Annotated in this window: 17 protein-coding genes; 6 read left to right on the top strand and 11 right to left on the bottom strand. The window is 46.6% G+C overall.

Going from position 1 to position 23,001, the window contains the following annotated elements:
* Positions 1 to 17: 17 nt before the first annotated feature.
* Positions 18 to 2,093: a thioredoxin domain-containing protein gene (locus NG795_RS12200; protein ID WP_367288938.1), complete on the bottom strand. Its 2,076-nt coding sequence runs from the start codon at positions 2,091 to 2,093 to the stop codon at positions 18 to 20.
* Positions 2,094 to 2,323: 230 nt separating this feature from the next.
* Between NG795_RS12200 and NG795_RS12195 the strand changes: the two genes are divergently transcribed.
* Positions 2,324 to 2,545 carry a helix-turn-helix domain-containing protein gene (locus NG795_RS12195; protein ID WP_367288937.1) on the top strand — a complete coding sequence of 74 codons (222 nt, stop codon included), beginning with the start codon at positions 2,324 to 2,326 and terminating at the stop codon, positions 2,543 to 2,545.
* On the top strand, positions 2,542 to 3,153 hold the full coding sequence (locus tag NG795_RS12190; RefSeq protein WP_367288936.1) for a ScaI family restriction endonuclease: 612 nt from the start codon (positions 2,542 to 2,544) through the stop codon (positions 3,151 to 3,153). The genes NG795_RS12195 and NG795_RS12190 overlap by 4 nt, the downstream gene beginning before the upstream one ends.
* 17 nt (positions 3,154 to 3,170) lie before the next feature.
* Here the strand turns inward: NG795_RS12190 and NG795_RS12185 are convergent, their stop codons facing one another.
* A complete protein-coding gene (locus tag NG795_RS12185; RefSeq protein ID WP_367288935.1) occupies positions 3,171 to 4,022 on the bottom strand; it encodes a DNA-methyltransferase in 852 nt (283 codons plus the stop codon).
* 629 nt (positions 4,023 to 4,651) lie between these two features.
* Between NG795_RS12185 and rnc the strand changes: the two genes are divergently transcribed.
* From rnc to glgB, 4 genes are all read left to right on the top strand, one after another.
* A complete protein-coding gene (gene rnc, locus NG795_RS12180; protein ID WP_367288934.1) occupies positions 4,652 to 5,812 on the top strand; it encodes a ribonuclease III in 1,161 nt (386 codons plus the stop codon).
* Positions 5,813 to 6,029: 217 nt separating this feature from the next.
* Positions 6,030 to 6,392, top strand: a complete 363-nt coding sequence (locus NG795_RS12175; protein ID WP_367288933.1) for a hypothetical protein — start codon at positions 6,030 to 6,032, stop codon at positions 6,390 to 6,392.
* 121 nt (positions 6,393 to 6,513) lie between these two features.
* Complete coding sequence (locus NG795_RS12170; RefSeq protein WP_367288932.1) at positions 6,514 to 7,686, top strand: RNA-guided endonuclease InsQ/TnpB family protein; 1,173 nt, start codon at positions 6,514 to 6,516, stop codon at positions 7,684 to 7,686.
* Between the two features lie 558 nt (positions 7,687 to 8,244).
* Positions 8,245 to 10,554 (top strand): 1,4-alpha-glucan branching enzyme, encoded by a 2,310-nt coding sequence (glgB, locus tag NG795_RS12165; RefSeq protein ID WP_367288931.1) that lies wholly within the window; start codon positions 8,245 to 8,247, stop codon positions 10,552 to 10,554.
* Positions 10,555 to 10,793: 239 nt separating this feature from the next.
* Here glgB and NG795_RS12160 read toward each other — a convergent pair whose 3' ends face one another.
* The 9 genes from NG795_RS12160 to NG795_RS12120 all read right to left on the bottom strand — a co-directional run bounded on the left by NG795_RS12160 (position 10,794) and on the right by NG795_RS12120 (position 23,001).
* Entirely contained in the window at positions 10,794 to 11,327 is a 534-nt protein-coding gene (locus tag NG795_RS12160; RefSeq protein WP_367288930.1) for a GspH/FimT family pseudopilin, read from the bottom strand.
* A gap of 106 nt (positions 11,328 to 11,433) precedes the next feature.
* A complete protein-coding gene (locus NG795_RS12155; protein ID WP_367288929.1) occupies positions 11,434 to 11,934 on the bottom strand; it encodes a prepilin-type N-terminal cleavage/methylation domain-containing protein in 501 nt (166 codons plus the stop codon).
* 63 nt (positions 11,935 to 11,997) lie between these two features.
* Positions 11,998 to 12,978, bottom strand: coding sequence for a prepilin-type N-terminal cleavage/methylation domain-containing protein (locus NG795_RS12150; RefSeq protein ID WP_367288928.1), 981 nt, complete (start codon positions 12,976 to 12,978; stop codon positions 11,998 to 12,000).
* Positions 12,979 to 13,036: 58 nt separating this feature from the next.
* Positions 13,037 to 13,708, bottom strand: coding sequence for a hypothetical protein (locus tag NG795_RS12145; protein WP_367288927.1), 672 nt, complete (start codon positions 13,706 to 13,708; stop codon positions 13,037 to 13,039).
* Positions 13,709 to 13,731: 23 nt separating this feature from the next.
* Complete coding sequence (gene hpsA / locus NG795_RS12140) at positions 13,732 to 17,988, bottom strand: hormogonium polysaccharide biosynthesis protein HpsA (RefSeq protein WP_367288926.1); 4,257 nt, start codon at positions 17,986 to 17,988, stop codon at positions 13,732 to 13,734.
* A 284-nt stretch (positions 17,989 to 18,272) separates the two neighbouring features.
* Positions 18,273 to 18,509 (bottom strand): 50S ribosomal protein L28, encoded by a 237-nt coding sequence (gene rpmB, locus NG795_RS12135; protein WP_261198468.1) that lies wholly within the window; start codon positions 18,507 to 18,509, stop codon positions 18,273 to 18,275.
* Positions 18,510 to 18,916: 407 nt separating this feature from the next.
* A complete protein-coding gene (gene htpG, locus NG795_RS12130) occupies positions 18,917 to 20,893 on the bottom strand; it encodes a molecular chaperone HtpG (protein ID WP_367288925.1) in 1,977 nt (658 codons plus the stop codon).
* 275 nt (positions 20,894 to 21,168) lie between these two features.
* Positions 21,169 to 22,029 (bottom strand): sulfotransferase family protein, encoded by an 861-nt coding sequence (locus NG795_RS12125; RefSeq protein ID WP_367288924.1) that lies wholly within the window; start codon positions 22,027 to 22,029, stop codon positions 21,169 to 21,171.
* A 6-nt stretch (positions 22,030 to 22,035) separates the two neighbouring features.
* Positions 22,036 to 23,001, bottom strand: a complete 966-nt coding sequence (locus tag NG795_RS12120) for a glycosyltransferase family 2 protein (protein WP_367288923.1) — start codon at positions 22,999 to 23,001, stop codon at positions 22,036 to 22,038.

Below are 23,001 nucleotides of genomic sequence, written 5' to 3'. Positions count from 1 at the left end.
TGCGGGACAAAGGAAGACTAACCGCCCGATCGCTGGGAGAGTCTGACTTGAGCCCCTTGCATCTGTTCTAATAGTTGTTCGGCTGTGGTGGCGGGTTCTTTACAGGAGAGGCCCTCACAGACTAAGCCGATCGCCTCCGGGGGGAGGTCTGACTTATCCTCAAAAATGCAAGTAGGAAAATATTGAGCCATTAACCCGGGAATGCGACTGCCAGACGTGCGAACTAGGGTGTGATGACGATACCAATCCAAGGCACCAAACAGACTCGGACAGGCGGAAGGTGCGCGGTCCATAATGGCCCCAAAGGATTTGAGAGCATTAAAGGCGCGATCGAGATAGGTCAAGTCTTCGGTAAGCATAGATAACCGAATTAAAGAGGCGATCGCCACCCCATTAGCTGCCGGGGTCGCATTATCCGTATAACTGCGTTCCCGGACAATCAAATCACTACTGCTATCTTTCGCCGTATTAAAATATCCCCCCAATTCCACACTCCAGAGAAACTCATCAAACTCTTCCTGAACCTGAATTGCTTTTTCTAACCAATTGGAATCAGAAGCATGAACCTGTTTCATTTGTTCTAAATCCAATAAGGCTTTAATCAACAAAGCATAATCTTCCGATTGGGCGAGCACTGCGGCTTGACCCTCATAATTGAGGCGATGCAAACGACCTTGAACCCATTGATGCTCCAGAATAAAATTAGCGGCAGTGGTAGCTAAGGTGGCATATTCCCGATTGTCAAACACCACCGCTGCTCTTGCCAGTCCAGAAATCATCAAACTATTCCAAGCGACAATCATTTTCGGGTCAGTGACTGGAGGAATCCGACCAGGCCAATTGCGGGTTTTAGCTTCGTCATTGTTACAAGCCGGAGAAAAGGTTTGAACGGCTTCGGGTAAGGCCCCATAACGCACCTTAAATAGCTTGGTTAAAGCCGTTTCTACCGTGGAACTGAGGGTCTGGAGATTAGTCCGTTTTAAGACAATTTTTCCTTCAAAATTGCCCTCGGAAGTGAGGAAAAATTGTTGGTTGAGTGCGGTGAATTCTTCGGGTGTTAAGAGACTTTCTAATTCCTGATAGGTCCAAACATAAAATGCGCCTTCTTCTGGTTCTTTGTCCTGGGGAGTGATGAAACTATCAGCATCTTGGGCGGCGTAAAAATAGCCTTCCGGGGCAGTCATTTCTCGCTTAAGCCATTGGATTGTTCCAGCAACGGCCCATTCAAATCCCGGTTCTTGGATGCCTTCACTCCAGAGATTGGCTAAAAATTCGACAATCTGACCGTTATCATAAAGCATTTTTTCAAAGTGGGGGACCGTCCAGGTGGGATCGACGGTGTAGCGATGAAAACCACCGGCAACGGCGTCATAAATGCCACCAGAGGCGAGGTCAAAACCCCGTTGGGCGATCGCACTCCTCGGGTCATATTCCGATTCTCGGTCAAACCGAGTTGATTGCAGGACCAGTTGGGCATAAGGCATCATGGGAAAGCTCGGTCCATATTCCCGATGAGCAATCACCGTGACACTGGTTTCCAATCCTTTCCAGAGGAGTTCTTCGGGGAGGTCCTCGGTTCCTGGTAGGGTCGCTGCCTGTTGGAGATGACCCATAATTTCTTCTTTGAAGGCTTCGAGTTTGCCTTTTTCGAGGTCATAGTAGCGGCGAATGGCTTGCAGCAATTCTAGGAAACCAGGACGACCATAGCGGGGTTCCACGGGGAAGTAAGTTCCGCCATAAAAGGGTACAAGGTCATCGGGGGTGAGAAAAATATTCAAGGGCCAACCGCCTTGGCCGGTCATCATTTGCAAGGCTTGCATATAGATACTGTCGATATCGGGTCGTTCCTCGCGATCGACTTTAATCGGCAGAAAGTTGGCGTTCATATAGGAGGCGATCGCCTCACTGGAGAACGCTTCTCCTTCCATGACGGTACACCAGTGGCAACTGGAATACCCAATGGACAGAAAAATTGGTTTATTCTGTGCCTTGGCGGTTGCTAATGCTTCGTCACACCAGGGCCACCAATCGATCGGGTTCTCCGCGTGTTTCCGAAGATACAAACTTTGAGTCTCTGCCAAATGATTTGCCATAATAGGGTCCTTAGATTTATGGGTAGATAACTTTATGGAGGGAATCCTCAGCGGAAACCCGGGGAATATCGCTCAAAGGTTGAAGCGCCTTGGACTGGAAGCAATACCCCATCTAAGATATCAGATCCCCAGCAGTCTGTCGGAGGTTCAAACTTCTGCCTAAATGAATGTCTCTAAAATCACACTCATAGTGTGTAGATAGAAGTGTTCGCGCGTCCTAAGCTCAAAGAGTGAGCGTAAATCCTGAACTCCAAAAATTTGGCGATCGCGTGCGGATGCTGAGAAAATCACAAAATCTTTCTCAGGAACAGTTAGCCGAGCGATCAGGGCTGCATCGTAACTATATTGGCGGAATTGAGCGGGGCGAGAGAAACATGGCGCTGTTAAATATTTTGCGGTTAGCCAAGGCACTCGGAGTTACCCCCAGTGAACTGATGAAGGAGATTGAATGAATACTTCCCCGTATCATGAACTTCCGATCAGCGCTTGGGAAAACAAGACGAAAGAATTGATAGAACAACATCCCATCAATTCGCCGGAAATTTATGAAGTTGTCCTCAAAGTATGGGCGGAAATATTTGAATCAAACATCACCAGTGGAGGATATAGGATTGGAGTTGATTTTTTTCCACGTCCCCAGATAATGGGCTACTTTTTACATGAATTGATTCCTTTAGAATTTAGTCGTCGCTACCCTAATTTTTGGCGTCGTGAACAAAATGATGGAGAGAAGGATTTAGTCTATATTCCCGCTCCTCGATTTTCCATTGAAATCAAAACATCTTCAAGCGCTCGCAGCACTTACGGGAATCGAAGTTACGCACAGACTAGCACAACGGGCCGAACTGTAAAGAAAAAAGATAAATCAGGATATTATTTAGTCATTAACTTTCAAAAGTTCGACAAAAATATTACCCAAATCCAAAAACCTCAAATTACATTAGTCCGTTTTGGATGGATAGATGGGGACGATTGGAAAGGACAAGCGGCAGCCACGGGTCAGCAAGCCAAATTAAGTCCTGATGTTGAACGATATAAACTCTTAACATTACCCTTATAATTTAGTTATTTCTACAATTAAAATAAAGATAATTGAGCATTACATTCTGCTTTTTTACGGAGAAAATCTTCAATTCTGTTAGCGGCTATTTCGCAGTAATCTTCCCGCATCTCAAATCCAATAACTGGACGCCCTAAATCCAAAGCAACAAGTCCGGTAGTTCCTGAACCCATGAAGGGATCTAAAATGATTTCGTTGGGGTTAGATGATGCCTTAATAATTCTTTCAATAACCGCAATGGGGAATTGAGCCGGATGAGAGGTGCGTTCTTTTGATGACCGATTTTTTCCCGAGGTGACTTTGGGAAAATCCCAAACATCGGTCGGATTTTTTCCTTTTAAGTTGACTTTTATCTTACCATTCTTTTTTTGATTCGGATATTTCACATTAGGGTCCCTAACTTCATCAAGATTAAACGTATAATTTTCGGGGTTCTTAACGTACCAGAGAAACTTTTCATTACGGGGAGAAAAAAACTTGCTTCCGGCTACTCCCGCGCCATAGTGCCAAATAATTTCCTGGATAAGATAAAAGGGGACTCTATTCCATAGTAAATAGGGAATAGGAATCGCTTTGGCTCGATCTCGGATGGACAGATAGCCTAAGTTGAGCCAAAATGACCCACTGGGATAAGCAATCCGGTAAATTTCAGCAATCCACTGTTCACACCAGTCCAAATATTTATCTAGGGGAAGTTGCTTTTCATATTCTTTCCCAATATTATAAGGTGGACTGGTTAGGGTTAGATGAATGCTTTGGTCAGGAAGCAACGCAAACCCTTCTAAGCAGTCTCTATGATAAATTAAGCATTGATCAGTCTGAAAATAGGGCTTGCCTAACTGGTGAATCAAATTAGAGAGGAGGGTCATAAGTGTTTGGCTAAAATTTTATCCCTCTTATTGTGGCAGAAATTTAGAAATTCGGCAACAAATTAGATTTATATCGAGTCTCTATTATTTTCGTTTTAACTACTTAAGCTTTTTTATAGCCATCAACTATGGTTGAACTCATTATAAGCATTTATCCAAAAATTGTGAATACCGCAACAATCTATATAAAAGAAGAAATAGCAAGGGACGGAATTTTATGATATTATAAATTTGGTCAATTAACGCATTTTAAAGGGGAGAGAGAGCATGGGTCACTTGTTAAAGTGGCGGCATGAGTCTCCTCAAGCGTGGTTGATGAGTTTCTGGCCCTCTTGAGGTCTAAGTTCTCACGTTGAGAAGCGGCTGAGGTGCGATCGCTACTCAATTTGACCCCATCCCTTACCAAACCACCGAGGCAACTGCGTTGTCCCTCTTGTTGGATCTGTGCTGTAGTTACATAATCAAAATGACAGGCGGATAGAGGAAATTTTTCTCGTCAGACTGTGTAACTACACCACAAATTCAGCATAAGTTAATTAAAAGTCAGGGTTAAGGATTAAATACCTTTCATCCTTAAACCTGATTTATTGAGTGGTTTAAAATATAATCAAGACAAAATCCTAACGCTTATGCCTTCTAACAACCAATTGTCAAAATCAACAACCAATACCAACTCTAAGCGAGTCGCGCTCTATTGGGATTGTCAAAATGTCAAAATTAGTCCAGAACGAGCCGATTTTTTAGTAGAGTTTTCCGCAACCCAGGGAGATTTGGCGCTGTGTCATGCTTACTCTAATTGGCAACATGAAAGTCCCAATCATACCGAATATTTAACGGAACTGGGGTTTAATCGGGTTGATGTTCCTTCCGGTGACAGAAATAGTGTAGACCACAAGTTAATTGTCGATTCCGTCAATTATGCGGTGGAACCTGATTCGGCTGATATTTTTATTATTGTATCGGGGAATGGAGAGTTGACGAGTTTAGGTCAGGTTTTAAAAAGCCGGAAAAAGAAGGTCATTGTTTTTGTCCAACGGGGGGGATTTAGTCCTGACCTTCTGGAGGTGGCTGATGAATCTCATATTATCGAAAGTTTGGATGATATCCCCAGGTTGCCTGCTTTTCGCGACCCTGCTTTGCTGAATTTGGCTTTAATTCATCGGTCTTATGCCAATGAACATCCCGAGGTGGGTCAGAATAATGAAACCCTGGAGTTTTTAGGCGATTCGGTTCTCAATTTTTTAAGTACCCATTTTATTTACCGGCTTTATCCGGATTTGAATGAATCCCAATTGACTCGATTGCGATCGGCTTTAGTGGATGAAACTCAACTGGCTGATTTTGCCAATTATTTAGAGGTGGGTAAAAACATGAAGTTGGGGAAAGGTGCAATTAAAGATAAAGCTCGCAAAAATGATTCGTTGTTGAGTGATACCTTTGAAGCGATTATCGGGGCATATTTCTTGGACTCTGGGATTGATGCGGTCCGCAATTTTGTCGAACCTTTATTTGAATCGGCAGCGGAAGGTCTTCTAGATCGCAAGTTGACCGCTGAATCTAGTATTCTTTTAGATGCCAAAAATCGCTTTCAGGAATGGGTCCAAGGAAATCTCGGTCCGACTCAACCCAAATATGAAACGATCGCCCAATCGGGACCGGATCATGCACCAGATTTTACCGTGGAGGTGAAGGTGGGAAATCAAGTGTATGGAGTGGGTAAAGGACGGAGTAAAAAAGAAGCGGAAAAACGGGCGGCTGAGTTAGCCTTAAAACAGGTTGGCGCATTATAGTTTTGAACCTCGTTATCAGGCTAAGCGCCCCTACCAAGGGTTGAAACTGCGCGTCTTACGGTTTCATGTCGTTAGTCGGGTTTTAACCGACTTAAGCTATGAGGCAGCCAATCGATTAATCCCCCGCCAGGTGTTGCGACTTATTTATCACCTTAGACTGATAGAAAATGGCTGAAAATATGCTAGTAAAAGTTAAGAAAATCATCTTTTAATTTGTATGCGCGATCGCCACCAACCTATCGGTCCTAAACTCTCGGGTCACACCCCTTTAATTCAGTTGATTTTAGTCGGGGGAATCCTGCTGGGGATCACCCCACTGGCGACCGCTTTACCTCCTGCCTCGGATGTTCCCGAGGAAATTTTGCGAACTGAAATTATTACCCAAGGCCGATCGCCCGTTGATGGAACACCGCTGAGCCCGGCTGAATATGCCACATTGCTCGAAGATCCGGCATTTCAAGCGACGATCGCCCCCTACGATGGCAGTCCAACCACGGCGATCGGGCCCATCCCTCCCGGGCAGATCATGATTAATCGCTTACCCGTCAGAGAATTCCTCCGGGTGATTTTTCCGTTTTGAACGGACCATTTTAGTTTGATTGAACGAGAAGCCCCACGTCCATAATTTCAGATTTAGCGTGGGATGAATCGTTTTTCTTTACTTATGTTATAATAGCGTCTCGGATATTTAATTTACTCTAATGTTAAAGGTCGTCAAGGTAAGACTATATCCCAATAGAGAACAGAAGCAGTTGCTAGAGCAGTCCTTTGGCAATTGCCGTTTTCTGTGGAACTACTGTCTTGACTTGATGAATAAAACCTATAAGGAGACAGGTAAAGGATTGTCTGGGTATGAGGTTAAAAAGCAAATACCCTCACTCAAAAAAGAGTATGAATGGTTGAAGCTAACCTACTCCCAATGCCTACAGCAAGTCTGCCTCAATCTGGGTGTAGCCTTCAACAATTTCTTTGAAAGGAGAGCGGGTTATCCTAGCTTTAAGTCGAAGCATGGAAAACAATCTATCCAGTACCCTCAGAATGTTAAGGTGTTGGATGGTTCATTGAATCTCCCATCTATTGGAGAAGTAAACGCAATTATTCACCGTCCTATAAATGGGAAAGTAAAGACTGTTACTGTCTCCAAAAACCGTGGTGACCAATACTTTGCTTCAGTGTTATTTGAGGATGGTAAAGAAAAGTCTGAATCTAATGCTGAAGGCAAAGCAGTAGGTATAGACCTCGGGTTAACTCATTTTGCTATCACCTCTGATGGTTCAAAATTTGACAACCCTAGATGGCTAGATAAATACGAACGAAACTTAAAGTGCAAACAACAACAACTTTCTCGTAAGCCCCAAGGCTCAAATAACCGCCATAAGGCTAGAAAGAAAGTAGCTAGAGTTCACCATAAGATATCCCGATGTCGAGAAGATTTTCATCACAAGCTATCGCGTAGGATAGTTAACGAAAACCAAGTGATTGTGGTTGAAGATCTAGCAGTCAAGAACATGGTAAAAAACCGCAGTCTATCCAAGGCTATAAGTCAGGTAGGCTGGGGTCAATTTTGTACCATGCTCAAGTACAAGGCTGAACAAGAGGGCAAGGTTTATCAAGAGGTTGATAGGTTTTTCCCGAGTTCAAAAACTTGTCATGTCTGCAAAAACCAAGTTGGGAGTCTACCCCTGGACATAAGACATTGGACTTGTACCAACTGTGGGTCGAAACATGATCGGGATGTCAATGCAGCAATCAACCTCAGAGATGAGGGTCTACGAATATTGACCTCGGGAACCGGGGATAAAGCCTATCGCCAGACAGTAAGACGTAGTAATAGAGGACGAAAGAAATCTACTACTACGCTTGTCTCTGGGTAGGAAGCCCACGCTGTAATCTGAGATTCATCGCTGGGTAGTTCACTTTACAATCCTTAATATTTATGGTGTATTGATAGAACAGGACCGACCCATCACCTGAAGTAAAGAGTAGGTGCTTTTCATCAAAAGCATCAACCCTATCGGGTTCAATCCCTTGAACAAGCGTCAGTTCTGTAAAAGAGTTGCTCCCTCTAAAGGAGGCGATCGCCAGGGCATTAGGGAGCCGATGGGTGAGCCAACCAGCACCCTTGATCCCAGAGACCCAAAAATCTCTAGGATGAAGCCATCATCAACACCCCTACCCGAGGCGATCGCAATATCTAACCCCAAATCCGGTTCTCAAAAATCCCTGTTCTCTCTTAGCCTGCGTTTGGCACAGCCTGCGCGGCAGCGCTTAGGCAGGCTTCGTCCTGTGAGCCTCCACCCTTCAAGGTGCCGGTTTTTATAGACCTATCACAACCGGATTCCGTATAATCCTTGTGCCCTAACCCTCATCCAGGGTTAATCAACCGCACAGATATCGAAACCCATTCATGAACTGCATTTAGGCAACAAAACATGACCATAACAATCGCCCCGGATCAAGTCCATCAAATAGTTGGAAATCAACATCAAGACCCCTTTGAAATCCTCGGCGCTCATCCCATCCAGGACAACGGAAAAATCTCCCATTGGGCCGTCCGCGCCTACCTCCCCAACGCCGACAGCGTTTCCGTCATCGTCCCGGAACAGCGCCAAGAATATCCCATGCAGTCCGTGCATAACCCCCACTTCTTTGAATGCGTCATCGAAACCGCTGAACTCGCCAACTACCAATTCCGCATCAAAGAAGGCGACCATGAACGAGTCATCTACGACCCCTACGCCTTCCGGTCCCCCAAACTCACCGACCTCGACATCCACCTCTTCGCCGAAGGCAACCACCATCGCATCTACGAAAAACTCGGTGCACACACCCTAGAAGTCAACGGCGTTAAAGGCGTTTACTTTGCCGTCTGGGCCCCCAACGCCCGTAACATCTCCGTTCTCGGCGACTTCAACCACTGGGATGGACGCAAACATCAAATGGCTAAACGCGGTAACGGCGTCTGGGAACTCTTCATCCCGGACCTCGGAGTCGGCGAACATTACAAATATGAAATTAAAAACTCCGCCGGTCACATTTACGAAAAATCTGACCCCTACGGTTTCCAACAAGAACCCCGGCCCAAAACCGCCTCCATCGTCACCGACCTTGACACCTACGCCTGGACCGACCAAGACTGGATGGAAGAACGTCGCAACAGCGACCCCCTCACCAAACCCATCTCCGTCTACGAATGTCATTTAGGCTCCTGGCTCCATGCCTCCGCCTCCGAACCCGCCAAACTCCCCAACGGAGACACCGAACCCGTCGTCATCGTCTCCGAACTCAAACCCGGGGCCAGATTCCTCACCTACCGCGAACTCGCCGAGAAACTGATTCCCTACGTCAAAGAACTCGGCTACACCCACATTGAACTACTCCCCATCGCCGAACATCCCTTTGATGGGTCCTGGGGTTATCAAGTCACCGGCTACTACGCCCCCACCTCCCGTTTTGGCACCCCGGAAGACTTCATGTATTTTGTGGATTGCTGTCACAAAGAGGGAATTGGCGTCTTGGTAGACTGGGTTCCCGGACATTTCCCCAAAGATGGACATGGATTGGCCTTCTTTGATGGGACCCACCTCTACGAACACGCCGACCCCCGCAAAGGCGAACATAAGGAATGGGGAACCCTCGTCTTTAACTACAACCGCAACGAAGTCCGCAACTTCCTCGTTTCCAACGTCTTATTCTGGTTTGATAAATTCCACATTGACGGCATCCGCGTCGATGCCGTCGCCTCCATGTTGTATTTAGACTACTGCCGCAAAGATGGGGAATGGGTGACCAACCAATATGGCGGACGGGAAAACCTAGAAGCGGCAGACTTCCTGCGCCAAGCGAATCATCTGCTGTTTTCTTACTATCCCGGCGTGCTTTCCATTGCGGAAGAGTCTACCTCTTGGCCGATGGTCTCCTGGCCGACTTATGTGGGCGGATTAGGGTTTAACTTGAAATGGAACATGGGCTGGATGCACGATATGCTGGATTACTTCAGCATGGACCCCTGGTTCCGCCAGTTCCACCAGAACAACATCACCTTTAGTATGTGGTATCACCACAGCGAGAATTTCATGTTGGCCTTGTCCCATGATGAGGTGGTGCATGGTAAGAGCAACATCATCGGTAAAATGCCCGGGGACCGTTGGCAGAAATTAGCCAATGTCCGCTGTTTGTTTACCTATATGTTTGCTCACCCGGGCAAGAAAACCCTGTTTATGAGCATGGAATTCGGCCAATGGAGTGAGTGGAATGTCTGGGGCGATTTGGAGTGGGAACTGCTGCAATTTGAGCCACACCAACAACTCAAAACCTTCATGACCGACCTGAATCACTTATATTGTTCAACCCCTGAACTTTATACCCAAGATTTCGGACAAGAAGGGTTTGAATGGATTGATTGTTCCGACAATCGCCATAGTGTCGTGTCGTTTATCCGCTGGGATAAAAATAAAGAAGATTTTGTGGTCGTGGTTTGTAACTTCACCCCGCAACCGCACAGTCACTATCGCGTTGGGGTTCCGGTACATGGATTCTACAGCGAAATTTTTAACAGCGACTCCGGCAAATATGGCGGCAGCAACATGGGGAATCTAGGCGGTAAATGGGCCGATGAATGGTGGTTCCATAGTCATGCTTACTCAATGGATTTGTGCTTACCGCCGTTATCCGTGTTGGTGTTTAAGTTAGATAAAGAGAAGACGGAAGAAGCGCGTAAAGCCTGGATGTCTCAGACTTGAGGAGTGGCACCCGGCGGGTGGCAACACCCGGCGGGTGGCAACCCGCCGGGGGTTTTAACCCCGGCGGAGCAGCGGTGGCAACACCCGGCGGGGGTTCAAACCCCCGCCTAACAGCTCAAGTCGGTTAAAACCGACTAAAAACACCACGGGATAAGACTTGCAGTCGGTTTTAACCGACTTAAGCTATGAGGCGGGGGTTTGAACCCCCGCCGGATCAGCGGTTGGTCCTCAACCCAACCTCAACCACACTTTTCCGTCTTTCGCATCGCCCCTAACAGGGTAGAAACAAAGACACAGCGCTGTTTATTGCTGTTACTATTGCGAAGGCGAACAGTCACCCGTCCCAGGCGACCATTCGCGTGTCCCTTTGGATTAAATTGCATTCGCCACACTCCCGTTGAAGCGTATTTATAAAGAGTGGTTTTGCTCTCGTCAATTTTTACAAAAGAGTTGAAATTTTGCCAGTCCTGGGCTGTGGGAGTAGCAGAGGAGGGATGAACCGCCCATTGAGCCCTATCATTCATTTCTCGGAAACTGACTTGATAGATGTCTTTATTGGAAGTGGCTTGACTTTGTGCTTGACGTAGGGCCGAATAAATTTGATTTTGGCCGGAATTAAGGCGGAGAGTATTCACCCAATTCAGCCAGCTAGGAATGCCGATACCGGCTAGAATGGCGAGAATAAAAACAACGATTAAAACTTCAAGCAGTGTGAATCCGTTCGCCGGTGACGGGTGAAACCGATGTCTGATGTGAGAGGATAATTTCATCATTCAGCACCCTGAATTATTGTTTGAAAATAAAATAAATCCTCACGGGAGAAATTTCGAGGATTTTTAATATTTTTTTACAAACTTCAGGATGGATGTTTTAATTCAGCTAAGGATTACATTCTTCATCCGCTCCTTGGGTCATGGCTCCTAAGATAGTGCGAACAACAACACAACGCCTAGGGTTATTGTTCGCTCCCGCCACTTCGACGGTGAAGGGCAAACTGGCTGCATCTACATTCCCATCACCATTAAATGTAATTGAATCACTTCCCGTGGGAAGCTTCAGTTGAATCATTCCCTGTTCTAAGTTGCCATTTCCTAGTTTTTGGTCTGGTTTACCAGTTATTTGAATGGTAGGAACCTGATCGGGGGGATTTAAAAAAGTAACTTCTTGTGAAGAGCGGGTTTGCTTTGCAGTAGATTGAGCAGCCCTTAAAGCTTGAACTACTTGAGCTTGAGCCGTATTCACTCGCTGCCGGTTGATCACAGACAACCAGCTCGGTATCCCCATTGCTGCTAAGATACCGATAATAAAGACAACAACCAGGAGCTCTAAGAGGGTAAAACCGGATGTAGTAGTATTTTTAGAACGACTCTGTTTTTTCATGCCATTTCTCCCGAATCTAACCTCAGATTTTGTAGTGGCGGTAATGACTTTAGTCTGTTAACTTTATGGCTCAGAAGTGCTTGAGTCATTACCCGAAAGACCAAATACGCTTCTTCTCATCACTTGAGCTTGGAGAGCAGGTAGATAGGCATCGCTAGTAACTCCAAGCTTTCCATTTGCATTACCTCGGATAAAAATTAAGGCATCTTGAGCTTTTTTATCCTCGGGTTTTCTGATACAGGCATAAAACCCTAGATTTTTCTGGCCCAATTTACTCTGTGCCAACTGCGGGCTTGGGGTTAATTCATAATTATTATTAGGACACTGAGGATTTCGGTCTTCGTTATTAAGATCTACAAAATCTACTAAGACATCAAGAGCGGCGTGGCTAACAGTATGAGTCCCGGGTTGATAAGGCCAGTCGATAAATTTTTCAGGTTTAGGATCAATATACCCAGTAAACAGTGCAGGAGCGGCGGTATTAGATTGGAATTTATCAAGCTGATAGCGGGCAATCCGGGCTTTTCCGGTCCAGGTATTATTAGGGTTATGGGTGGTTAAGTAGTAAACCACTAAAGAATATGTCCTCCCGCCGATTCGCAAATCGTTGCAAGGATCATTTGGATTTTCAGAAGGCGCTTGACAATTCTCAGGTAAAGGCTCAAGCTTCCAAAATGCTAACACGGGAACACTACTTTCTGGAATCGTTAGGTAATTAAAAATCCCTCTACATTTGGGATCTGGTGAATTGGGGGGTGGTGAATTACCTTGGAAACATCGATTATCATAAATGTAGATGGCTTCGCGGAGTTCAGAGCTAATATAATCTATAGCTCTTTGCATTTCCTGCTGAGTTTCGCTCTGGGCGGTTTCTTGTTGGTCGGTCTTTAGCAAATCTACAACCAAAGCCAAGATGGTCGTGATAATAACGGTTACTATCATCATAGAAGCCAAAAGCTCTAACAAAGTAAACCCATCTTGGGAATGCTTAGGATGCGAAAGTCTCCACCGATTAAGTAATAATTGAAAAAGCTTTTTAGCCATTGTTATCCTGCCTAATTTAATAGGATTTTTTAGCAACTTAAAACGTTTACACCCCAGGTTATTCTACACATAAACTAGCGTTGAGAATGCAACCTGTATTATCACTATCGAGGGCAAAAATTTCGGTTTGAACCACAGCTAAAGGGTTAGTGTTTTGACTGCCTTGGCCCCCTGCTAGTTTCAATGCAGCTTGTTTAGTGTTTAAGGTTAGACCCCCTTGCTCCCTGCCTAATGCGGCATAGACCCGAACGGTCATCGTAAAACGCCCGGGAGGTCTGTTGCTATTGATACTCTGCCCTTGGCTGCGAACGCTTTGCACCAAAAAATCAGTCTCACAGTTGCCATCGACATCGACCTTCACCAACTCAGTGGGTCTAAGATTTTGGTTATCTTCTGGTGTTTTACCTGAACAAGATACGGGAGAACTCAGTTGATTGCGAATTGTCATATTGACCGTTTCAGGACTACCCGTCTCTACTCCCGGTAAATGAGCTTTGGTATAACCACTTTGAGCCACTAAGACTCGAATTCGGTCTATCTCTGCTTGGGCTAACTGCTGGGCTTGTTCTGCACGCCGATTTTGGACTCGCGTCGCTACCACAATTGCCAGAGGCGGAGCAATGCCGATTAATATGCTTGTCAGAAGTAGGATTCCCATCAAGCATTCAATTAAGGTCAACCCTTGCTCCTTTGATTTGGCCCTTTCTAATAGAAATAGCTGTAACCGCATCTTTACCTCCTTGTGTGATTGACTTAATTACATTCCGCACTGGGATCTACAAGGCCACCGTCTGCTGAAGCACACCTTAAGTTTTTGATGTAAGGGTCCTTGATATCCGGTTCATAATAGAACTCGCTACGGTTGCTGCCCATCGCCGTTAAACGTTCAGAAATTGGGGGAACTGGTGCCAGTTGTAGTCCCACATCATAACCCCAGTTCCGCAGTGGCGGGTAGTAATAGCGGATGGAAGTATTTGGGGGTGAGCTGGTTGCCGGTTCCCAGGTATCTTGGTCAAAAGGCCCAGTGGCATAGGTACTGAAGTTAAACTGGAGGAACGAGCCGGAAATCGACAGGGTGCGATTTTGCCATAGCTCCAGAGTTCGGGGGAAGTTGTGTAAACCCCCATAAGGCTGATTTTGACGAGAAGGAACAATCCCTTGAATCAGAATCGCGTTGTATTGATTATCAACCGGGGTCCCAATACACTTACGGTTATCAAATCTTGAACAATCTTGGTCAGTGAAAGTTTGATATTGTCCAGCACCTAGCTCAGGGGTACTTGTAGCATTCGCAAAAATTAGAGGGCTGCCATTGCGATTGATTTTAATGGGGTAGCGTCCTGGTGCAAGAGGCGTAGTAGGTTGCGCTCGAACGCCATTTTCTCGCAGAACAAAGGGAAGATCCGTTTGTACTTTGAGCCGGTTCATACCCATGTAGGAGGTGTACTCTGGCGTGCCCGCGCAACCATAAAGAGCGGGCACTCCTGTTGGATTACCGTGATTCGTTGGGTAATAGCGGAGCCCGTCTTCAATGCTGCCATCGCAGAAGTTACTCGAAAGCAGGGTAATTGCATCAGCAAAAATTTCACTGGGACGCCAGCGATCCTGTTTGTCTCCCGATTTTGCAAATTCGGCCTTAAAGGGACGATCGCGAGTATAAAAATCTCCCCAACCTGGCCGATCCAATGTATTTTCAAATTCTTCCAAATCATTCGTCGTGCCGTTGGTGCTGTGCAGGTTAAAGTCTCCCTGGATATAAACCGGGTTATCCGAAATAAAGGACAGACCCCGCGCCGGAGCATTAGCTGGAGCAGGACGACTTAAATCTCGGCCATTCTTGAGGCGGAACCCGTGAGGTCGTCGGGCTGGATCTGCATGATAATCTACAGGTTTGGGACTAATCCCATTAGCTGCCACCGCTGGATCTGTTTGTGGATTAGCGGGATTTGCCTTCATGCTAGTTTCAAGAGGAGTGCTACCAGCAGGGCGAGCAATCCCATCTTCCCGCACCGCATCTTCACGGAACGCATAGACAATCCCGCTGTTGGGTAACCACAAATTATTCGTTAGGCCATTCCCAGTTTTCAGCAGGTTGAGGTCAATGTCCAAAACCCGGACCCCCATCGCTTGGCGACCATCGTACATTCCTTTATCTAGGAAAGGTACGGGTTCGCTAGCACCGCCTGGTGCTTTAATTTCGTTTACGGTGGATAAACTCGTATTGAATTTTGTTCGAGGTACTTTCCAGGCGGTTAATGCCCGAGGCTTAATCAGGTCTGCGATCGCTGTGATGTCCGCATCGGTTACTTGGCTATAGGTTTGGCCTGAGTTAACGGTACCTGTGATGTAGGCATCCCGATTCCCAATAGTATCAGCGGCTGCATTGGGAGGTTCTCCATGATTCACTGTGGGAAAAATATAATGAAGTGCCGGAAATTTGGTCTGAGTGGCACACAGGGGCGCAAGATTGGCATAAGTGGGGGTTGCAGTAGCGGGAAATGAACAGGTATAACCAGTTCCATTGCTGCGATCGCGTTTTACTTGCTCTTTCAGATGAAGCCGCCAAGCTAATTGAGCTAGTTTTTTCTGGTCGGGAGTAGCACCGGATGCCTCAGCCGCTGCATCCAGTACCTGCAGATAAGCTTCTGCCGGTGCAGTTATGGTAGATGCAGGCACAGGAAGTGTAATATTCGGTGAGGCCGTATTAGTATTCCCACTGAACCAGATTTTGATCTGTTTAGTCGTTGCATTAACGGTTTCAAGCTGAACCACCCCTTTACCATTATTGTCAGCAGGATTAGCCTTGATATCCGAAAGTCGAGTCTCCAACGAGGTGAGATCGGCTGCTGCTGGGGCCGCATCTAGTTGTTTAATGTTGGAGGCTAACATTCCCACGGTACAAGCTGCTGAATCGATGTAGGAGCGATCGGCCAGACTACCATTTCCATTCTCAATCGCCCGACGCAGGTTAGAGAAGTTCCCCCACATCGTCATATTGGGATAAGGATGGATTTGCCCATCTTGTATAGCTGGAAACGCACCCTTAGGATCTCCAGCAAAATAGGCCAAATTCTTTAATGCTTTCTCCAACGGAGTATTATTCAACGGTTCTGCTGGTGGAGGTGTAAACTCCCATCCATTGGTTCCCCGTCCGGTGAAAAAGTTAATATTGGGGGCAGTTGAATCGATAGGATTTGAAAAGTCGGTACTGTTCTCAATCGTAATTTTTGTTCCGGGGTGAGCTGTCATTGCCATACAAGCCAGTGGCTCTTGGTCCTGAGCAACAGCACTCCCATCTGCAGCATGGTAAACCACCATACCTTGTACAGCAGCTAGATTATCTCTCAGCGTTTTGTATTGTAGTGACTCATGGCAGCGTGTACCCCAGCAGCTTGCAGCCGGGAAAAGTGGGTCAGGATCTGGATCAGTCGGCTTTTGCCAGCCGAAAGGATTGCCGAGTTCCAAGCGTTCCCCCACAATCAAGCGGAGACCTTCTGCATCAGCACGGCGTTCCCAGTACCCATCTAACCCCAGGGTTTGAAATCGAGTATCACCGTCATCAAGCGCTTCCTTCTTAGTCTTAGTTAAGTCCAGTTGTCCGACAATAGGCGTTCCCACTTCTCCAACCTCAGGGGGTTGAGGACCCAAACGGTCATCAGCCCGATAGCTATCATCGATGGAAGGCGACGCTTCTTTTTTGTGTTTAAGGCGTCCTTCTTTTAAGGGGCTATTATCCTCCCAGTTAGCAGAAGTAAACACCGGGTCGGGGTCGCCTGTGACTCCTCCTTCTACTCTTGTATGAATTCCTTCGGTAAATAGTCTATCCGGCTTGATCGCTATATTACTCGGTAAACCACTTTCAACTGAGTCGCTAGAAGGAGTCAGTTGTTCTGTTGTCGCAGAAGGATTGGTCGGATCATAAAGATTAAATATTGAGTTACCTGTTGCTGCATTCGTTGCCGTCAATCCAGCGAGAAACTGTCCTTTAAACGGGTAGCTTCGGTTTTTTGGATCGCTGCTATTATCAGCAACCGAAATATCCGAAGCGGTTTCATCATAAAGGCAGGAATTTGGAGAACTAATTAAGTACGCAGTAAAGTTATTAGCCGCAATAATATTACCTTGACTGTGCATTGCTCCATTCCATCGGAAGGTATCCCCTGGATGGATTTCGAGGTCGCTGTTAAACCAAGCCCCCCATTTGTTGCCTCGTTCGGCTTCTCTATCTTGTTCCAGTTCTAATGTGGTGATATTCCGTCGCCCACCCTCATTATTAATAACGACGACGTTAATTTGAAAATTCTTATAAAGAAAAGCTGTACTTTGTTGAGCCTCAAACCATCCCGCTTCAACGGCACTGGAATCGGCGGCACCGGCCACATTTTCGCATCCCGCTTTCAGTTTTGCTGGCCCAATCATCGGACCTGTGCGAACTTGGAGGCTATTCGCTCTTCCAGCTACTGCCGCTTCAGTAAGGTCTTCCAATGAAGCTTTGTCTTCGGGAGATTGCAATATAATTGAGTAAGCAACCCGGTTTCCTTGTTCGTCTTCATAAAACCAAGCATTATCTACACCGCCGCCATTGATATCAATCCGAGTTTCCCCGTTTAAATTAAATCGAGCGTCTTGGAGAAACTCCGCTAAGATATCTTGGCCAGGGACACCTCCTAAACGATATTCACTCCCTGTAAAGAGATACTCTAGCTTGGCTCTAGCGCGATCTAAAACTGGAGTAGCCGCATTATAAATCACCTGTTGTTGGCGCTGAATTGCTACCTGTTCAGTCCGCTGAAAGGTTCTAAATAATAACGAACCAATAACTAAAGTTACCACCAACACCAGTAAAACTGTAGTGGGCAACACAAAACCCCCCTGCACTCGCCGTCGATAACTGACGAAAGCCATGCGCAGAAAACGATAAGTATTTCGACTTGTTAGCTTTTGAGCAAATCGAGTGATTGCTTGCACGAGGCGTGTTAGCGCTTTTTGGATCTTGTGCTTTGTAGCCATAGCTGCTCCGTGGGTGCAGGTGCGATGAATAGAACTGGAAGGTGTTTTTTCTGTGGTCACTTAAAAATCTCGGAAGCGACCCTCCGTATATTTCCGGAGATTGTTCTCAAATCATTGTATTATCTAGTTTTTAGGTTACCCAGAGGGAGAAAAAAATCTATCATCCCTGGGTTAGAAAGTTTGTCAAGAGGGACCGAGGAAAGGGGTTTTGGGACCCCAAAAATGAAAAGAGGCGCGGCATTGCCGCGCCTCTTAATCGTACAGGTTCGTGAGGGCTGGAAATCTTAGTATTTGGACAGGTTGATTCCAGCTTCCTTGGCGTAAGCTTGCAACCCCTTGTTATTGAGGGTTTTGATAGCGGTAGTGGATAGGCGCAGTCTCACCCAGCGGTTTCCTTGGGGCCACCAGACTCGTTTCCATTGCAGGTTGGCTTCTTGCAGCTTATGGGTCCGGCGGTGGGAGTGGGAAACGGCCATTGCGTTATTCGCTTTTTTGCCGGTGAGTTGACATTTGCGGGACATGGTTTCTCCTTGGATAGTTGGGCTATGTTGAAACGCGATCTTCTATTGTACCGAGTTTTGGGTAAGGATGAAGCAACAACCGGCGGGGGTTCAAACCCCCGCCTCATAGCTAAAGTCGGTTAAAACCGACTGCAAGGCTGATACAGTGGTGTTTTTAGTCGGTTTTCAACCGACTTTAGCTGTTAGGCGGGGGTTTGAACCCCCGCCGGGTCTTGACTAAGAACCGGGGATAACGACTGAAGTCGTTACTAAGAACCGGGGATAACGCCTGAAGTCGTTACTACGAACGGGGGATAACGCCTTCAGGCGTTACTACGAACGGGGGAAGGCCCAAATATTGGCAGCAGTCGGTTTTAACCGACTTTAGCTATTAGGCGGGGGTTTTAACCCCCGCCGGTTGTTGCCTACTAGGACCGTTGTTCCGTTAAACGGGTCAGCAGACGATTGGACCGTTCCACGAAGGTAGTCATGCCTTCGGCATCAAAGCCTTTTTGCGCCATCAGTGCTAAATCATAGACATGGTGACAAATCATGTCCGCCAGTTCTGCGGAGGGGGATTTGCCTTCCCCTTGGATGATGCCGCTTTGGGAGAGTTCGGTCAGATGTTGAATCAGGGGATGCGCGGTGTTCACCAGCAAGATATGCTCGTCGGGGAATTTCGCGGATTCCTGGGAGACTAAGGCGTTCATATCCCGGAGGCGGCGCAGAAACTCGGGGAGGAGGACCATTGCCGGTGGGGTACCTTGGGGGTCCTCGGATTTGAGGGCCTCGGTGCGGATGGTCAGTTTGGGTTGGTTCAGCGCTTTCTCAAAGATTTCTTTGATTTGTTCGCTGCGGGTCTTGTTGGTACTGGGATCAACGATTTCTGCGGCTTTGTCTTGTTCGATGAGTTTGTCATCAATCTCCGCATCCACCCGGGAGAATTTGACTTCGGTATGTTCCCGTTCCAGGAAGCTGATGAAGTGGGGGTCAATGAAGGAGTCCATAAACAGAACTTCTAACCCCTGACTCTTGTGCAGTTGCACATAAGTGGCTTGCGCTACGGGGTCAGTACAGTAAAATGCCTGGTTCTCGTGGCGCGCTTTGTTGCGTTCTAAATACTCGTCTAGGGTGGTGTAAGAGGGACCCTCAGTTTTGCTGTCCGATGAGACTTGTTTCCAGGCGTCTCCTTCTTCCGCTTGCACTTCTACGGCAGGTTGGTCCGATTCGGCGGGTTTCAGGTCCGCTGTGGTGCGGTAGATGATGATATCTTCCAGTTGTTTTTTGAATTTATCATCGTTGAGGCAGCCGAATTTGACGAAGGTGCCGATATCTTGCCAGCTTCGGATATAGTCTTGGCGGTTGTTGTTGTACTGGTCTTTGAGTCGGTCCGCGACTTTTTTGGCGATGAAGTCTGCTATCTTGCGGACGGTTCGGTCCATCTGCAAGGCGCTACGGGAGACGTTCAGGGGAATGTCGGGACTGTCTAGGACGCCGCGCATGGGGAGGAGGAATTTGGGGATGATTTCCTCGCAGTGGTCCGAGACGAAGACTTGATTGCAGAACAGTTTGATTTGTCCTTTGGTGACATCGACATCGGGACGCAGTTTGGGGAAGTAGAGGATGCCTTTGACGAGGAAAGGATAGTCGGTGTTGAGGTGGACCCACAACAGGGGTTCTTCTTGGAAGGGGTAGAGGTAGCGGTAGAAGTCGAGGTAATCTTCGTCGGTGAGGCTGCTGGGAGATTCGCGCCACAGGGCTTTTTGCCGGTTGATTTGTTCGCCATCCATTTTGATGGGAACTGGCATAAAGTCACAGTAAGTTTTGACGAGTTGCTTGATGCGAGAGGTTTCGGCGTATTCTTTTTCTTCGTCCTGGAGGGTGAGGGTGATGGTGGTGCCGTGGGTGGTTCGGCTGGAGTCTTCGAGTTTGAAGGAGGGGGACCCATCACAACTCCAATGGACGGCTTGGGCTCCTTCTTTGTAGGAGAGGGTGTCGATTTCGACGGTTTTGGCGACCATGAAGGCGGAGTAAAAGCCGAGTCCAAAGTGACCGATGATTTGGCGATCGCTGGCGGATTGATATTTACTGATGAATTCTTCGGCGCTGGAAAAGGCGACTTGGTTGATGTATTGTTTAACTTCGTCGGCGGTCATGCCGATGCCGGTGTCGGTGATGGAGAGGGTGTTTTTTTCGGCATCAACGGCGATGGTAATTTCGGGGTTGCTGGTGTCGCCGCTAAATTCTCCGGCGTAGGAGACCATTTTGAGTTTTTCAATGGCATCGACGGCGTTGGAGACGAGTTCCCGCAAGAAGATTTCATGGTCGGAGTATAGAGACTTCTTGATAATGGGAAAGATATTCTCGGTATGGATCGTGATTTGGCCTTGTTCCAGTACGGTCATAGTGTTCTCAGTTTAAGGGTAAAGTTTAGTTCAGTCTTGATTTTGGGCGATCGCGCGGTGGTTGCAGATCAGGGGAACCCCCCGCAAAGGATTCGGATCTCCCTACTTTTGGCAGAGGAGGAGCAGCAACAACCGGCGGGGGATAAATCCCCCGCCTAACAGCTGAAGTCGGTTGAAACCGACTGAAAACACCACTGTATCAGGCTTGCAGTCGTCTTTAGACGACTTTAGCTATGAGGCCGCCAATCGATTTATCCCCCGCCGGTTGTTGCAACTCAGCGATCGCCTGGGGTGGAGAGGGGACTGAGTTCGTCGAGATTGACCGAAGAAAGGCGATCGAGGATATATTGCTGTTGCGCGGCATCAAATACTTTGTAAAATTTCTGGGAATTGGCGTTTTTGATGTCTCCACTCACGGTTGCTTTCCAACTTTCGCGATCGCGAATCAAGTCCTGAGACGCCTGCCGGTAATCTTCCAACATAGTCTCGGTGAACTCCACGCCAATAAAGGTACAGACTTGTTGGATAACCGCTTTGGGGTCTTCGACGAGATGTTCATACCGGACCAAGAAATGATTCGGTTTGTGGAGATGGCGGCGAGTGATTTCGATATCACCAATCCAGCGATCGATGCAAACATCAATGTTTTGATACTCCTTCCCCCAAATTTTAGGATTTTTGTGACCCACCTCATATAACGAAGCTACTACATCTGAGCCATTTCGGATAATATGCAAGAGCTTCGACTCAGGCACAAACTTTTCAATATAATCAATAGAGTGCAAGTGTTCAGGAGTTTTTTCTAAAACAATAGTTTTCCCATTTCCCCGAGTGATTTGATATAATTTTTGGATAAAAAACTGACTATATTGCCCAATCAAAGGAAGCTTAGGTAGTTGATTGCTTATATCAGGATAGCCAACTTCACTAAAAAAATTTTTCAGGTGAGAATGCAGTCGCGGAGAAATCAATCCAAATTTATGCCTTTTAGATTGTTGTTCCGGAACTGCATAGAGAAAAAATTTCGATTCAGGGAAGGATTGGATTTGGGAGTTAGCGGCTAAGATACTCTGCAACAAGGTAGTTCCTGACCTGGCACAACCCACTAAGAAAACCACTGAATTTTTATATTTCATAGCTGTCTAGGCTTGATTATTTGTACTCAATTTAATTTGTTTAAGGGAAGCCTGCAAGGCTTTAAATCCTTCATTGGTAAAAATTAATCCCAGGATAATTTTTAGGGAAACAATCCAAATCATTTTATTTTTCAGAAACCCAGGTTGGTTTTTCAACGCAATCCAAAGAAATCTAGCCGCCATCATACTATCTTGGCGATTTTTACCATATTGCAACGCATCGAACGTCAAGAACTTATAGCGATTGCCAATAATTTTTGGTCTAAGCTTTTTAATTTTTTCCGGAGCATTCGCCAGACATTTTTCGATAACTTGGTTATATCCTTGCTCTTGCCTTTTTAGATAAGAAGACCAGGAATTTGCCGATTGTCTATAAAAAACCTGCGATGAAGGGACGACAACAAACTGATACTGTGCAGCTAATCTGAGCCACATTTCCCAATCTTGTCCTCCCACTAAGGATTCATCAAACGGACCCACACTCAACAGTGCCTCTCTACGAATCAAAGGATTAGAACCACTGCCAATAAAGTCACCGAGTAAAAGTCGTTCATAGACATCTTTAGTAAATTTAAAATGCTGACCCCCCGGTAACCGTTCGCCGGATTCATTGATAAAATCCGTCCAACTATAGGCGACTGCGGCATCAGGATTGTCTTGGAGTGCTTGCAGTTGCCGTTCTAACTTATCAGGCGTCCATAAATCATCTGCATCCAGAAAGGATAAATATTCACCCCTAGCCTTGTCAATTCCTCGATTTCGGCTTTTTTGCGGGCCAGAATTGGGATAAGAAAAAACTTGAACCCGCGCATCATCGAAGCTGGAAACCACCTCTAGGGTTCCATCGGTAGACCCATCATTAATTACAATCAACTCCAGGTCTCGAAAGGTCTGATTCAAAACCGAAATGATGGTTCCCTTAATAAATTTTTCCGCATTATAAGCGGGAATAATCACAGAAATAGTTGGCAT

The sequence above is a fragment of the Laspinema palackyanum D2c genome, assembly GCF_025370875.1.
Lineage (GTDB): Bacteria > Cyanobacteriota > Cyanobacteriia > Cyanobacteriales > Laspinemataceae > Laspinema > Laspinema palackyanum.
Note: the sequence above shows the minus strand (reverse complement) of the source record. Positions and strands in the feature narration are given on the sequence as shown.

Bases quoted from the DNA above. Each gene is read 5' to 3' on its own strand.
- NG795_RS12190 (WP_367288936.1), top strand. From the start codon at position 2,542: ATGAATACTTCCCCGTATCATGAACTTCCGATCAGCGCTTGGGAAAAC.
- hpsA (WP_367288926.1), bottom strand. From the start codon at position 17,988: ATGGCTACAAAGCACAAGATCCAAAAAGCGCTAACACGCCTCGTGCAA.
- NG795_RS12175 (WP_367288933.1), top strand. From the start codon at position 6,030: ATGCGCGATCGCCACCAACCTATCGGTCCTAAACTCTCGGGTCACACC.
- NG795_RS12155 (WP_367288929.1), bottom strand. From the start codon at position 11,934: ATGAAAAAACAGAGTCGTTCTAAAAATACTACTACATCCGGTTTTACC.
- rpmB (WP_261198468.1), bottom strand. From the start codon at position 18,509: ATGTCCCGCAAATGTCAACTCACCGGCAAAAAAGCGAATAACGCAATG.
- NG795_RS12185 (WP_367288935.1), bottom strand. From the start codon at position 4,022: ATGACCCTCCTCTCTAATTTGATTCACCAGTTAGGCAAGCCCTATTTT.
- rnc (WP_367288934.1), top strand. From the start codon at position 4,652: ATGCCTTCTAACAACCAATTGTCAAAATCAACAACCAATACCAACTCT.
- NG795_RS12200 (WP_367288938.1), bottom strand. From the start codon at position 2,093: ATGGCAAATCATTTGGCAGAGACTCAAAGTTTGTATCTTCGGAAACAC.
- NG795_RS12160 (WP_367288930.1), bottom strand. From the start codon at position 11,327: ATGATGAAATTATCCTCTCACATCAGACATCGGTTTCACCCGTCACCG.
- glgB (WP_367288931.1), top strand. From the start codon at position 8,245: ATGACCATAACAATCGCCCCGGATCAAGTCCATCAAATAGTTGGAAAT.
- htpG (WP_367288925.1), bottom strand. From the start codon at position 20,893: ATGACCGTACTGGAACAAGGCCAAATCACGATCCATACCGAGAATATC.
- NG795_RS12125 (WP_367288924.1), bottom strand. From the start codon at position 22,029: ATGAAATATAAAAATTCAGTGGTTTTCTTAGTGGGTTGTGCCAGGTCA.
- NG795_RS12145 (WP_367288927.1), bottom strand. From the start codon at position 13,708: ATGCGGTTACAGCTATTTCTATTAGAAAGGGCCAAATCAAAGGAGCAA.
- NG795_RS12150 (WP_367288928.1), bottom strand. From the start codon at position 12,978: ATGGCTAAAAAGCTTTTTCAATTATTACTTAATCGGTGGAGACTTTCG.
- NG795_RS12170 (WP_367288932.1), top strand. From the start codon at position 6,514: ATGTTAAAGGTCGTCAAGGTAAGACTATATCCCAATAGAGAACAGAAG.
- NG795_RS12120 (WP_367288923.1), bottom strand. From the start codon at position 23,001: ATGCCAACTATTTCTGTGATTATTCCCGCTTATAATGCGGAAAAATTT.